This window comes from Micromonospora sp. NPDC048040 (genome assembly GCF_055587185.1).
In genome coordinates this window covers 1,092-14,898 of sequence record NZ_JBVJGT010000032.1, presented here as the reverse complement: position 1 = coordinate 14,898, position 13,807 = coordinate 1,092, and the positions used below count along the sequence as shown (strand labels likewise).

Annotated in this window: 10 protein-coding genes; 8 read left to right on the top strand and 2 right to left on the bottom strand. The window is 75.8% G+C overall.

Translation table 11 applies throughout. The features are described 5' to 3' along the window. Nucleotides 1-113: 113 nt before the first annotated feature. Nucleotides 114-2,078 (bottom strand): zinc ribbon domain-containing protein, encoded by a 1,965-nt coding sequence (locus ACZ6O2_RS24765; protein ID WP_466024472.1) that lies wholly within the window; start codon nt 2,076-2,078, stop codon nt 114-116. A 563-nt stretch (nt 2,079-2,641) separates the two neighbouring features. On the opposite strand from ACZ6O2_RS24765, the gene ACZ6O2_RS24760 reads away from it, so the two are divergent. From ACZ6O2_RS24760 to ACZ6O2_RS24745, 4 genes are all read left to right on the top strand, one after another. Then, nucleotides 2,642-3,106 carry an SAM-dependent methyltransferase gene (locus ACZ6O2_RS24760; protein ID WP_466024471.1) on the top strand — a complete coding sequence of 155 codons (465 nt, stop codon included), beginning with the start codon at nt 2,642-2,644 and terminating at the stop codon, nt 3,104-3,106. 168 nt (nt 3,107-3,274) lie between these two features. After that, complete coding sequence (locus tag ACZ6O2_RS24755; protein ID WP_350711831.1) at nt 3,275-4,330, top strand: LacI family DNA-binding transcriptional regulator; 1,056 nt, start codon at nt 3,275-3,277, stop codon at nt 4,328-4,330. Nucleotides 4,331-4,332: 2 nt separating this feature from the next. Then, entirely contained in the window at nt 4,333-4,536 is a 204-nt protein-coding gene (locus ACZ6O2_RS24750) for a hypothetical protein (protein WP_350711829.1), read from the top strand. Between the two features lie 133 nt (nt 4,537-4,669). Beyond that, nucleotides 4,670-6,220, top strand: a complete 1,551-nt coding sequence (locus tag ACZ6O2_RS24745) for a serine/threonine-protein kinase (protein WP_466024470.1) — start codon at nt 4,670-4,672, stop codon at nt 6,218-6,220. Between the two features lie 192 nt (nt 6,221-6,412). Here the strand turns inward: ACZ6O2_RS24745 and ACZ6O2_RS24740 are convergent, their stop codons facing one another. Beyond that, nucleotides 6,413-7,291, bottom strand: a complete 879-nt coding sequence (locus ACZ6O2_RS24740) for an alpha/beta fold hydrolase (RefSeq protein WP_466024469.1) — start codon at nt 7,289-7,291, stop codon at nt 6,413-6,415. Between the two features lie 172 nt (nt 7,292-7,463). On the opposite strand from ACZ6O2_RS24740, the gene ACZ6O2_RS24735 reads away from it, so the two are divergent. The 4 genes from ACZ6O2_RS24735 to ACZ6O2_RS24720 all read left to right on the top strand — a co-directional run bounded on the left by ACZ6O2_RS24735 (nt 7,464) and on the right by ACZ6O2_RS24720 (nt 13,654). Then, nucleotides 7,464-10,922: a BTAD domain-containing putative transcriptional regulator gene (locus tag ACZ6O2_RS24735; protein ID WP_466024468.1), complete on the top strand. Its 3,459-nt coding sequence runs from the start codon at nt 7,464-7,466 to the stop codon at nt 10,920-10,922. 134 nt (nt 10,923-11,056) lie between these two features. After that, nucleotides 11,057-11,869, top strand: a complete 813-nt coding sequence (locus ACZ6O2_RS24730; RefSeq protein WP_466024467.1) for a DedA family protein — start codon at nt 11,057-11,059, stop codon at nt 11,867-11,869. Nucleotides 11,870-11,891: 22 nt separating this feature from the next. Continuing rightward, entirely contained in the window at nt 11,892-13,019 is a 1,128-nt protein-coding gene (locus tag ACZ6O2_RS24725) for a sensor histidine kinase (RefSeq protein ID WP_466024466.1), read from the top strand. Next, on the top strand, nt 13,010-13,654 hold the full coding sequence (locus ACZ6O2_RS24720) for a response regulator transcription factor (protein ID WP_350711819.1): 645 nt from the start codon (nt 13,010-13,012) through the stop codon (nt 13,652-13,654). Before ACZ6O2_RS24725 ends, ACZ6O2_RS24720 begins: the two co-directional genes overlap by 10 nt. The last annotated feature ends 153 nt before the right edge of the window (nt 13,655-13,807 follow it).

Genomic DNA, 13,807 nt, shown 5'->3' with positions numbered 1-13,807 from the left:
GCCGCGGGGCCCTGCCCCGGGGGGCGGTGCGGCTACCATGATCGCCGACCGGCGACAGTGGACGGACGCCACCGGTGACGGCTGGTGCAGAGTCGTGGAGGCAGCGTCTCTGATCAGCTGTGTGATCCTGAGCCGGACTGAGTGTCCGGGATCGTTTCCCATCTGGGTGGGGAGGCATGGGCGTTCAGGTGGAATCCTGCGCCCAGTGCTGCTCCTCGCGGCTGGTGGCCGGTGGTGGGTGTGCTGATCGTTGTCGCGCCCTGGTGCCGGTGGGCTGCGCGGGGCAGTCGTGTCCGGTCCGTTGGTGCGTGTCCCTCCGGACGCTTGCCCGCCTGGCTGTGGGGCCGGGTGGGGGAGGGTGCCCTGCGTCGCCTGGGCGCGGGGCGTGTTGGCTTGTGCCGGGTGGGCCCGGTTTTCGACCGGTCCGTCCGGCTGGTTCTTGTGATGACCGCTGACGCTTCGAGGTTGTCGACCACGGTGTGAATCACCATCTGCCCGCTGTTGTTGTCGGTGATGGTTGTGCTCTGGTGAGTGAGGCCGCGGGCGGCGATCCGCCGCCATGCTCCGTTGTCGCGGTCGCCCTGCCAGCGGCAGGACTGGTTGGGGCAGATGGCCCACTTCCATCCCGCCACGGTCGGCTTATCGGGGGCCTTGCGGTGCCGCACGGGCGTCAGGCAGTGGGGGCAGTGCTTGGACGTGTTCCGCGCGGGCACGGTGACCACGGCGATACCCTGCTCGGCAGCGAGGTGACGCACGCGGTCGACGATCTGCCCGCGTACCTGCTGGGACAGGCGCGTGTTCATCGTGCGGCCCATGCCCCGTGCTTCCATCGACCGTAGGTCTTCTAGATAGATCACGGTCGCCCGGGCGGCGATCGCTTGGTCCACGGCCCACCTGGCGGCGGCCCAGGCGATCGCGGCGTTCAGGTTCGAGCGGCGCTCGGACACGTGGCGGGTCTCGTCGCGCAGTACCGCATGCTTACCGACGAGGTGATGCTGGGCGTCAACGCCAATAAGCCGTTGGTAGTGGTCGGCCTTGGCATGCAGCCGCTCACCATGGCGGCGCAGGCGGTGCTGCTTCGCGAGGATTCCGGTGGCGCGGAACTGAGCGCCTGCCCCCACAGCGGTGATCCGGCCGTCCTGTTCTAGTCGCAGGGCTCCGGCGGACAACAGGGTGGTCAGGCCCCAGTCCACGCCGAGCGCGACCGTGTGACCGGTGCGCCGGGCTTTCGGCACGACGTGGGTGTATGCCATGTCGGCGCGCACCGTGCCGCCCGCGACACGGAGGGTGGGCAGGTGCAGCACCGCCGTGGCGGGAACCATGGGCGGCAGAGTGATCGGACAGGCTACCCACGTCCAGTCCCGGTACGCTCGCGGATCCGGTCGTGAGGGAAGCTGCAACCTCAGCAGCGCTCTCGTGGGATCGGTGTCGCTGCGTGCGATGGTGGCCTGCTGCCTGTCACACGCAGCGAGCAGCAGCATCGTGGCGACTCGCGGGACGTCTTCCAACTCGTACATGTCCACCGGAAGGCGCCCATGCGCGGCAACGAACGTGGCGACCTGCCGGGTGCGAGACTTGATGACGCCAGACGGCAGATCCTTCCCGCCCGGAACCGCCATGCGTACCTGGTCCCACTCCTGCCGGGTGCGCTTGCGCGGATCGGCTGGCCAGGTCGACAAAACCCCGGCGGTCAGGTCCGCACGCCACGCCGCCGAGCGAAGAGCACGCCCAGCCTGTTCCTGAGCCATACGCACGATCCGGTCGTTGACCGTCACGCCCTCCGGGACGTTGACGGTCCAGCCCAGGCGCCGCAGTGCCATCCAGGCGTTCGACGGCAGCTTCCGGCCACCGGCGTCGTTGCCGGAGGCGAGCACATCAACGTCGCCTGCGCTCCAGCGCTGCGCCAGCAGCCCGGAGACCATCCCCGCCACCAGGTCGGCGCACCAGCCCACACGCTCGGCGAGCGCGGCCGAAGAGAGGACCTCGCCGGACTTTTCATCCACCCCTGTTCGCAGCAGGGCGTGGGCACACGCGGTACGGAAGGCCTCACCCTCAGCCAGCGGTACCTTCCGGCTCACCGACCACCACCCCCGTCTACACACTGCCCGGACTCAGCAAGCAGGCGACGCCGATTCTCCGCCGACCGCATCCCATACAGACGCCCCGCGAACACCGTGACCAACAAAACGAAGTCCTCCAGCAACTCCTCACGCCCGCCGAGCTTCCTCGGATGCAGCACCTCCAGGCCAGCGCCATGCACGCCCAGCAGACGCTTGAGCCAACCGACACCGAACTGCGCGAGCCGGTCCTCATGCGTCAGCCGGACTACGGTGACACTGCCGTCAGCAACGGCCTGCAGCAGCCGGTTGAGACCAGGGCCGGTCCTCCCGCAACCCGAAGCCCGGTTGCGGGAACCTTCACGACCTCACCGGTGGAAGTGGCCCGCAGCTCATTCTCCTGCGCCTCCAAAGAGGACTCTTGTCCGCCGGAGCCGGAAACGCGCACGTACAACCTCCAGCCGCACACGCTCACCGCCCGCGAACACCTTCACAGCCTCAACATCCACCGAGAAACGCCGTTCACGGCCAACCCACGTCACCGGAATCTTCCCCGAATTAGCCCAAAGACGAAGCGTCACAGGATGAACACCCAGACGCTTCGCACCGCCTACATCGACGCCGACCTGCGCGACCCGGAGAGGATCCTCCGGCACCCCGACCTGCTGCGCACCATCGACCTGTCCCGGCCGGTGGCGCTGATGCTGGTGGCGATCCTGCACTTCGTGCCCGACGGCGACGACCCGTACGCCGTGGTCGCCCGGCTGCTCGAGGCGCTGCCGCCCGGCAGCTACCTCGCGGCTTCCCACGCCACCTACGACCACCTGCCCCCGGAGGTCGCGCGGGAGGCGCGGGCCGCCGGCCGGGGCGGCCCGCACGGCGTGATCAGTCTGCGGAGCCTGGCGGAGTTCACCCGGTTCTTCGACGGGCTCGAGGTGGTGGAGCCCGGCGTCACCTCGGTCGCCGAGTGGCGCGCCGAGGACGCCCCGCTGCCCCGGCCCACCGCGGCGGAGGTCAGCATGTACGGCGCGGTCGCCCGCAAGCCCTGACTGCCGCTGTCTCGACGCCGCCCCGCCCGGCCTGACCGGGCGGGGCGTTCTCGTCTCCGCCCGTCGCGGCGTGTCGACGCCGTCGATCGCTGGGTCGCATTGACGCCGCCGCCCGTCGGCACTAGCCTCTGTATCGATCCAGACTGAATCGATACAGAGGAGCGCGCGGTGAAGCCGACCCTGCAGGCCGTCGCGGACGCCGTCGGCGTGTCCCGCAGCACCGTCTCCAACGCCTACAGCCGCCCCGACCAGCTCTCCGCCGCGCTGCGCCAGCGGATCCTCGACACCGCCCGGCAGCTCGGCTACCCCGGTCCCAACCCCACGGCCCGGTCCCTGCGGCGCGGCTGGGTCGGCGCCGTCGGGGTGCTCTTCGAGTCCCAGCTGTCGTACGCCTTCACCGACCCCTTCGCGGTCCGCTTCCTGGCCGGCGTCGCCGAGGCGGCCGAGCGGCACGGCACCAGCCTGCTGCTCGTGCCCCTGCCCGCCGACGAGACGGCCGCGCGGCGGGCCGTGGAGAACGCCGCCGTCGACGGCTTCTGCGTCTACTGCGTCGGCGACGAGGGCTGGATCGTCGACGTGCTCCGCGACCGCGGCCTGCCCGTCGTCACCACCGCGCCCCGCGACGACGCGGGCCCCGACGACCGCTACGTCGGCATCGACGAGCGCGCCGCCGCCCGCGCGGTCGCCGCGCACGTGGCCGGGCTCGGGCACCGCCGCGTCGCCCTGCTCGGCGACGCCGTCCGGCCCGGCGCGGCCCCGGGCGAGGTGCGGCTCGCCGACGTGGCCGAGGTCGCGCACCCCACCACCCGGGCGCGGCTCGCCGGGTTCGCCGACGCCTTCGCCGAGGTCGGCGTCGCCTGGTCCGAGCTGACCCTGCTCGCCGCCACCGGCAACAGCCGGTCGGCGGGCGCCGCGGCCGTCGCCGCCGCGCTCGCCGCGCCGCAGCCGCCCACGGCGGTGCTGGCCGGCTCGGACGTGCTCGCCCTCGGCGTCCTCGACGCGCTCGCCGAGGCCGGCTCGCCACCGGTCTCGGTCACCGGCTTCGACGACATCGCCGAGGCCGCCGCGGCGGGCCTCACCACCGTGCGGCAACCCGCCGAGGAGAAGGGGCGCATCGCCGCCCGACTGCTGCTCGACCCGCCCGCCGACCCGGCGGCCGGCCACGTCCTGCTGCCCACCGCACTCGTCGTCCGGACCTCCACCGGACCCGTCCCGAGGAGCTGACCATGGAACAGCCCACCGGCTTCGTCGTCGCCATCGACGCGGTGACCCGACACGTCAATTCGGCCCGGCCGGGCGCGCCGGTCCGCGCGGAGCGCCCCCGCACCGCGCGGCTCGCCCCCACCCGGCTGGCCGCCGCCGGGGCCCTGCGCCGGCTCGCCGACCGGATCCAGCCGCCGTCGCTGCCCGCGCCGCAGCGCTGCTCCTGACCCGCCGCCGGACCCGCGCGGGTGGTGTGCGCCACCCGCGCGGCCGGTCGTCGCGGCAGCATCGGGACGGCCGGCGCGCAACCGGGCATGGCGGGTGGTGGCCGCTCCGGCGGGCCAGGCAGACTGAACGGCTATGTCGCCGTTCTCGCCCGCCCTTCGGTTGCACGACCGTTACGTCCTGCGCGAGCGCATCGGCCTCGGCGGGATGTCCGAGGTGTGGCGCGCCGACGACGAGGTGCTGCACCGCCCCGTAGCGGTCAAGGCCCTCGCCGGGGAGTTCGGCACCGACCCGCAGCTGCGGGCCACCATCCAGCGCGAGGCCCGCGCCGCCGCGCGGCTCACCCATCCCCACGTGACCCAGGTGTACGACTACGGCGAGGCGAGCCTGGCCGGCGGCGCGGTCGTGCCGTACCTGGTGATGGAGTTGGTGGAGGGGCGCAACCTCGCCGACCGGCTCGCCGACGGGCCGCTCGCCTGGCCGGACGCCGTCCGGCTGGCCGGTCAGGTCGCCGCCGCGCTCGCCGCCGCCCACCGCATCGGCGTGGTGCACCGCGACATCAAGCCGGGCAACGTCATGCTCACCGAGACCGGCGCCAAGGTGCTCGACTTCGGCATCGCCGCGCTCGCCGGCCCGGACCACCCGCTGGCCGGGCAGACCGGCGAGCTGCTGATGGGCACGCCCGCCTACTTCGCGCCGGAGCGGATGCGGCCCGGGCCGCCGAACCCGGCCAGCGACGTCTACGCCCTCGGCGCGCTGCTCTACCGCACCCTCACCGGCCAGGCCCCGCTGCCCGTGCGGACCTGGGAGGACGCGCTGGAGGTGCACGCCGGGCACACGCCCGTGCCGCCCCTGCGGATCCCCGGCCTGCCCGCCGACGTCGCCGACCTGACCCTGGCCTGCCTCGCCGCCGACCCGGCCCGCCGGCCGACTGCGGCCCGGCTGGCCGCCCGTCTCGCCGGCGCGGCGCCCGCCAACCCGCACACCGCGGTCCTGCCGACCCTGCCAGCCCCGGCGGCGGGCGCGGTCCCACCGGCGCACCCGCCCACGCTGGTCGACCGCTCGCTACCCACCTCGGCGGCGGCCTCCACCGGCCGCCCGGGATTCCCGGTGACCGCCGGCCGGGCCAGCGTGCCGGCGGCGGTCGGCCGACCCGTGGCCGCCGGCGGCCCGCGTCCCGCCACCGGCTCGCGGACCTCGGGGAACCGGCCGATCGCGGTGCTGGTTGCCGCCGGCGTCGCGCTGCTCGTCGGGCTCGTCGGGGTGCTCGCCCTCGACGACGACGGGAATCCGCCGCCGACCGCCGCCCCGTCCACGGCCACGCCGGGCGAGGAGCCGAGCACCGCGTCGCCGACGCCGGAGGCCACCCCCTCCGCCCCGCCCGCGACCGCCCAGCCAGACCCGATCGGCCTGCGCCAGCTCGCCGCCGAGTTCACCGCCGTGCTCGTGGAGGCGCAGGTCCAGGGCAAGATCGACCGGAAGACGGTCGAGCAGTTGCGGGACAAGGTCGCCGACCTGAACCGCGGCAAGCCGAAGGACCGGGCCAAGCGGGTCGAGGACCTGCGGGAGCGGCTCGCCGAGGCGGTCGAGGACCAGCGGATCTCGCCCGACACGGCGGCCCGCCTCGATGCCCTGCTCGACCGCGTGGACACCGGGTCGCCGGGCGACGACGAGGACGACGACTGAGCCGCGCCCAGCCGATCCGACGCCCCGCTCAGCCGACCCGGACCGCGGACCCGGACCGCGGACCCGGACCGCGGACCCGGACCGCGGACCCGGACCGCGGACCCGGACCGCGGACCCGGACCGCGGACCCGGCCCGGCCGTCGGCGCGCGGGGTGCGCTGGGCCACCCCAGCCCGGTACGGCTACCGGCCGGTCACCTGGCCAGGAGGGCGCGCAGGGCCTTGACGACCTCGGCGGGCGACTCCTCGGCCATGAAGTGGCCGCAGGAGACGGTGCGGTGCTCCAGGTCCGGTGCCCACGCCCGCCACAGCCCGGCCGCGTCGTAGCCGAGGGCCGCGCCCCAGTCCTGCTGCAGCACCGTCACCGGCATGCGCAGCCTGTTGCCGGCCGCGCGGTCGGCCCGGTCGTGCTCGACGTCGACGCCGGCCGAGGCGCGGTAGTCGGCGACGATCGAGGTGACGGCCTCCCGGGACGCCCGCAGGTACGCGGCCCGCACGTCGGCGGGCAGGGCGTCCGGGTCCCGGGTCCAGGCGTCGAGGAAGTGGCCGAAGAAGGCGTCCGGGCTGGCGCCGATGAGCTGCTCGGGCAGGCCGGGCGGCTGGGCCATCAGGTAGAGGTGGAAGCCGACGGCGGCGGTCGTGCCGTGCAGGACGTCCCACATGTCGAGGGTCGGCAGCACGTCGAGCGCGGCGAGGTGGGTGACCGCCTGCGGATGGTCGAGGCCGGCGCGGACGGCGACCAGCGCGCCCCGGTCGTGCCCGGCCAGGGCGAAGCGGTCGTGCCCCAGCGCGCGGGCCAGCGCGACGACGTCGGCGGCCATGGTCCGTTTCGCGTACGCGGTGCCGTCGGGGTCGGCGGGCTTGTCGCTGTCGCCGTAGCCGCGCAGGTCCGGGCAGATCACGGTGTGGTCGGCGGCGAGGTCGGCGGCGACGTGCCGCCACATGAGGTGGGTCTGTGGGAAGCCGTGCAGCAGCACGACCGGGCTGCCGGAGCCGGCGACGGCCGCATTGAGCGTGACGCCGTCGGCGACGGTGACGCGCCGGTAGTCGAATCCCCTGATGGTCGGGTTCACGGGTGGTCCTCTCTGCGGTGCCGGTGAGGTGGCGGACGCGGTGGTCGTCGGGGACCACGTCGTCCGGCGTCGAGCCTGCCCGGGGCCGGTCAGCGACCGGTCAGCAACGGGTGAGTGGCGCGCGGACCCGGCCGTGGGAGAGCCGGCGCTCGGGCGTGCCTAGATTGGTGTCATGACCAGGCAGTCGGCGGCACCCCCGGTGGCCTTCGGCGTGCTGGGGCCGGTGGAGGCGGTGAACGACCTCGGTCCCGTCGCGCTGAAGGGCCCCCGCCAGCGGGCGGTGCTGGCCCGCCTCCTCGTCGCCCGGGGCCGGGTCGTGCCGGTCGACCGGCTCGTCGGTGACCTGTGGGAGGAGCCCTCGGACGGCGCGGTGGGGGCGATCCGGACGTTCGTCGCCGACCTGCGCCGGGCCCTGGAACCGGGCCGGCCACCCCGGCAGCCGGCCCGGCTGTTGGTGACCGATCCGCCCGGGTACGCGCTGCGTGCCGCGCCGGAAGCGGTGGACTCCTGGCGGTTCGAGGCGGCGGTCGCCGAGGCGGGCGAGCTGCTGGCAGCGGGCGGGCCCGGGCCGGCGCTGGCCTGCCTGGACGGCGCGCTCGCCCTGTGGCGCGGCCCCGCGTACGCCGAGTTCGCCGGGCAGCCCTGGGCCCGGGCCGAGATCGACCGGCTCGACGAGCTGCGAATGCTGGCCGTCGAGCGGCGGGCGGAGGCGCTGCTGGCCCTGGGCCGGGCCGCCGAGGCGGCCACCGGACTGCGGGCCCACGCCACCGGTCACCCGCTGCGGGAGGACGCCTGGCAGTTGCTGGCCACGGCCCTGTACCGGTCGGGTCGCCAGGGCGAGGCACTGGCCGCGCTGCGGCAGGCCCGCGCCACCCTGGTGGCGGAACTCGGCGTCGACCCGGGCCCCCGGCTGCGGCGACTGGAGGCCGACATCCTCGCCCAGGCGCCGGAACTCATCCCGCCCGAGGTGTCCCCGCCGGCGCGGGCCGACGCCGTGCCACCCGCTCCCGGCGGCGGCACCGAGCAGGGACGCGACCGCCCGGCGGCGCCGCGCGGGACCTCGCCGACCGGTGCCCGGGACCGCGACGACCGCCGCCCGTTCGTCGGCCGTGACGAGGAGTTGACCCTCCTGCGGCAGGCCGCCCGGCACGTCGCCCGGCACGGCGCCCCCGTGCTGGCCCTCGTCTCGGGCGAGGCGGGCGCGGGCAAGACGGCCCTGGCCGACGCGCTCGCCGGGGAGTTGACCGCCGACGGCTGGACGACGGCGTGGGGCCACAGCCCCGAGTACGAGGGCGCTCCCGCCGCCTGGCCGTGGACCCAGATCACCGACGCGCTCACCACCGGCCCGGCGCCGCACGCCACCGGCCGGCGGGAGGCACCGTCGCCCGGCCCCGACCCGGGGCCGCACGCCGTCGGCGCGGGGTCGGACGGTACCGGCCGGGGCTCGCACGGCCCCGGCGCGGGGCCGTACGCCGTCGGTCCCGGCGAGGACCCGGCGGCGGCCCGGTTCCGGGTCCACCGCGCCACCGCCGCCGTGGTGTCGGCGGCGGCCGGCCGGGCGCCGGTGCTGCTGGTCGTCGACGACCTGCACCGCGCCGACGCCGACACCCTGGACCTGCTGACCGCCCTGGTCGGCGAACCGGAGCCGGTCGCCGGCCCGCTGCTGGTCGTGGGGACGTACCGCGCCGCCGAGATCACCCCGGAGCTGACCGCCGCGCTGGCCCGGGTGGCCCCCACCGAACCGGCCCGGGTCTACCTCGGCGGCCTGCCCGAGCCGGCGACGGGCGACCTGGCCCGCGCCGTCGCCGGGCCCGCGCTGGACGACGCGGTGGTACGCCTGATCCACCGTCGCAGCGGCGGAAACCCGTTCTTCGTCCGGGAACTGGCGCGGCTGCTCGCCGCCGAGGGCGAGTCGGCGCTGCACCAGGTCCCGGCGGGGGTGCGGGACGTGATCCGGCACCGCCTCGCCCGGTTGCCGGACGCGGCGCAGACCGTGCTGCGGCAGGCGGCGGTGCTCGGCCGCGACGTCGACCCGGACGTGCTGGCCGTGCTGGCCGGCGACCCCGCGCCGGTGCTGGACGCCCTGGACCGCGCCCTGGCGGCCGGCTTCCTCGGCGAGCACGAGGCCGACGGGCGGCTGCGGTTCACCCACATCCTGGTGCGGGACACGCTCTACGGCGACCTGTCCGGGCCGCGTCGGGCCCGCTGGCACGCCGCCGCCGGGGACGCCATCGAGCGGCTGTACCCGCACGACGTCGCCGCCCTCGCCCACCACTTCGCCCGCGCGGCGACCCGCGCCACCGCGCCCCGCGCCGCGCGCTACGCCCGGGCGGCGGCAGCGCAGGCCGAATGCCGCTTCCACTCGCACGAGGCGGCCCGCCTGTGGCGGCAGGCGGTCGCCGCCCACGACCGTGCGGGCGACGACGACGTACGCGGGCGGCTGGACGCGGCGATGGGACTGGGCCGAGCACTCGCCGTCACCGGCCACCTCGACGAGGCGCGGCGGCTCCGGTCGGCGGCGATCACCACGGCCGTCGGGCTCGACGATCCGGGCCTGGCCACGAGCGTGCTGACCGCGTTCGACGTCCCGGCGATCTGGACCCGCAACGACGACGAGCAGCTCTCCCGCCAGGTCGTCCGGGCCGCCGAGCGCACGCTGGCCGCGCTCGGCGACGACGAGCCGGAACGGCGCAGCCGGCTGCTGAGCACCCTCGCCCTGGAGTTGCGCGGCACGACCACCGACCGGGGTCACCGGGCGGCGCGCGAGGCGGAGGCCATCGCCCGGCGGCTGTCGCACCCGGCGCTGCTCGCGCACGCGCTCAACGCCCGCTTCCTGCACTCCTTCGGCCGGGCCGGTCTCGCCGCCGAGCGCGCCCGCATCGGCGCCGAACTGGTCGACCTGGCCGCCCGGCACGAGCTGGTGAGCTTCGAGGTCCTCGGCCACCTCGTCCTCCTGCAGGCGCACTGCGCCCTCGCCGACCTCACGGTCGCGGACGCGCACGCCGACGCCGCGGACCGCCTCGCCGAGCGGTACGACCTGCCGCTGGTGGGCGTCTTCACCCGGTGGTACGCCGCCCTGCGGCTGGCGGTCGGCGGTGACCCGGAAGGGGCGGAGGCCGCGTACCGGGCCGCGCAGGCCACGCTCACCGGCAGCGGGATGCCCGGCATGGAACACGGCCTGCTCGCCCTCGCGCTGCTGTGCCTGCGCCTGTCACCCGCACCGGGGGAGCGGGGAGCCAGCGGGCCGGGGCGGCACGACCGGGCGGAGGGGGACTTCGGGCCGTACGAGCCCTGGGCCCGGCCCCTGGTGCTGCTCTCCACCGGCCACCGGGGCGAGGCCGCCGCCGCGCTGCGCGCCCTCCCGGAGTCACCGCACGACCTGCTCCGCGAGGCCCGGCTCTGCCTCGCCGCCCGAGCCGCCCTGGCCCTCGGTGACGGCGCGACGATGCGGTGGGCGTACGCCGAACTGGCGCCCGCCGCCGACGAGCTGGCCGGGGCCGGCAGCGGCATCCTCACCCTCGGCCCGGTGGCCCACCACCTCGGCGACCTCGCCGCCGCGCTGGGCCGTCCCGACGAGGCCGCCGCGCACCGCCGGACCGCCCGCGCGGTCGCGGCGCGGGCGGCCCGCTAGGACGGCGGCCACCACCGGGTCCGTCGGGCGCGGCCCCCTGCGGTTTTCCGCACCCCGCCCGGTGCGGTCGCCCGGCGGAACCGGGCGGCCGGCCCCATGGCCGGCTCTCAGGATGAGTTCGTAGCGTGGGGGCCATGATTCGTACCGCGCACGCCCTGCTCGCCACCGGAACCGCCACGGGGGAGGCCGCACCACCGGAGGACGGCCTGGTCGGCTACGTCACCGGCCTGGTGGAACGGCTCGGTGGTCCCGGCGCGGGCCTGGCCGTCGCCCTGGAGAACCTCTTCCCGCCGATCCCCAGCGAGGTGATCCTGCCGCTCGCCGGCTTCGTCGCCGGTCAGGGGCGGATGAGTGTGGTCAGCGCGATCTTCTGGACCACCCTCGGTTCGCTGCTCGGCGCCCTCGCGCTGTACTACATCGGCGCCGCGCTCGGTCGGGAGCGGATCCGGGCGATCGCGGAGCGGCTGCCGCTGGTCAAGCTCAGCGACGTCGACCGCACCGAGGAGTGGTTCCTGCGACACGGGGTCAAGGCCGTCTTCTTCGGCCGGATGATCCCGATCTTCCGCAGCCTGATCTCCATTCCGGCCGGCGTGGAGCGGATGCCCGTGTGGACGTTCGCGGTCTACACGACCCTCGGCAGCCTGATCTGGAACACCACCTTCGTGATGGCCGGCTACCTGCTCGGCGACAACTGGCACCTGGTCGAGGGGTACGTCGGTGTGTTGCAGAACGTGGTCATCGTCGCCAGCGTGGCGGCCGTCGGCTGGTTCGTGGTCTCCCGGGTGCTCCGCGCCCGGCGCGGCGCGGCAGCGGCCGTCGAGGCCGAGCCGACCCCCGGACCCGCCCCGCTGCACCACACGCCCGACCCGGCCGGGCGGGGCACCATCTACCGCAGCGCCTACTCCGACGGGCAGCCCGACCCGTGGGACCGCGACGGGGCGCGCTGAGCCGGTGGAGGCGCCCCGGCCGGTGACGCCACGCCCGACCCGGATCCCCGTCGGGGTCGCCCTCGGGATCCTCACGGCCGTGGTCGAGGCGCTGTTCCTCCTCGGCGCGGCCGTCGCCGTGGCCGGCGCCGCGGCCGTGCCGCCGGCCCGCCGCCGCGTCCGCACCGCGATCCGCCGGTACGCCGCGACGCTGGCGCGGTACGAGCGGGACCGGCTGGCCCGGTTCCACGGCGTCGAGGTCCCGCCCGGGGCGGCGGGCCGGTGGGAGGTCGGTTACCTGGCCGCCCGCCTGCTGCCCGGGGCGCTCGGCCTGCTCGCGTACGGGGTGCTTGCCGTCGGCGTGGTGCTGGCGTCGATCGTGGTGCGGGCCGTGTTCCGCGGCGACCTCGGCGTGACCGACGCGCTGCTACAGGCCGTCGTCGGCGCGGCGCTGCTCCTGGTCAACGTGCAGGCCGTGGTGAGCGTGGCCGCGCTGGACGTCCGGCTCGCCCGGCGCCTGCTCGGCCCGAACGCCCGTACCCTGCTGGAAGACCGGGTCCGGGAGTTGGCCGCCAGCCGCGCCGGCGTCATCGCCGCCGTGGACGCCGAACGGCAGCGCATCGAGCGGGACCTGCACGACGGTCTCCAGCAGCGCCTGGTCGCCCTCGGCATGCTGCTCGGCCGGGCCCGCCGCAGCCGGGACGCCGAGCGCACCGCCGCGCTGCTCGCCCAGGCCCACGCCGACGCGCAGCAGGCCGTCGCGGAGCTGCGCGAGGTGGCCTGGCGGGTGTACCCGTCCGCGCTCGACGACGCCGACCTCGGGCAGGTGCTGGAGATGGTCGCCCAGCGCTCCGACGTTCCCGTCCGCGTCCGCTGCGACCTGCCGGTACGCCCGCAGCGGCAGGTCGAGACCGTGCTGTACTTCGTCGCGTGCGAGGCGCTGACCAACGCGGCCAAGCACGCCGCCGCTACCCTGATCACCGTCGAGATCGGGGCCGGGGAGGAGTTCGTCCGGATGACGGTGCACGACGACGGCGTCGGCGGGGCCGACCCCGCCGGGCGCGGGCTGTCCGGCCTGGCGCGACGGGTCGCGGCGCAGGACGGGCGGCTGCGGGTCGACAGCCCGGCCGGCGGGCCCACCACGGTGTCGGTGGAGCTGCCGTGCGGATAGTGCTCGCCGAGGACTCCACGTTGCTGCGCGAGGGCCTGGCCCGGCTGCTGACCGAGGAGGGCCACGAGGTCGCCGCCGCCGTCGCCACCGCCGACGACGTGGTCGCCGCCGTCGCCCGGCACCGGCCCGACGTCGTCGTCACCGACGTACGGATGCCGCCCACCCACACCGACGACGGGCTGCGGGCCGCCCTGGAGATCCGGCGGCGGTGGCCCGGCACCGGAGTCCTGGTCCTCTCCCAGTACGTCGAGAAGCGGTACGCCACCCGGCTGCTCGCCGACCGCCCCGAGGGGGTCGGCTACGTGCTCAAGGACCGGGTCGCCCAGGTGGACGACTTCCTCGACGCCCTGGACCGGGTGGCCGAGGGCGCGACGGCGTTGGACCCCGAGGTGGTGCGGCAGGTCCTGGCCGGCGCCGACCGCACCGACCCGCTGGCGCGGCTGACACCGCGCGAACGGGACGTGCTGCACCACATGGCGCAGGGCCACACCAACGCCACGATCGCCGGGCGGCTGCACGTGTCGCAGAGCGCGGTGGAGAAGCACATCAACACGATCTTCGACAAGCTGGAGCTGTCGCGGGCGGGGGGTTACAGCCGACGGGTGCTCGCGGTGCTGCGGTATCTCGGGGTCTGAGTTCTTCTCTCTTCCCTTGTCTCGTCCTGGTGGGGGTGTGGGGGGGGGGGGGGGGGGGGGGGGGGGGGGGGGGGGGGGGGGGGGGGGGGGGGGGGGGGGGGGGGGGGGGGGGGGGGGGAGGGGCGGAGGGGGGGGGGGGGGACAGCGAGGGAG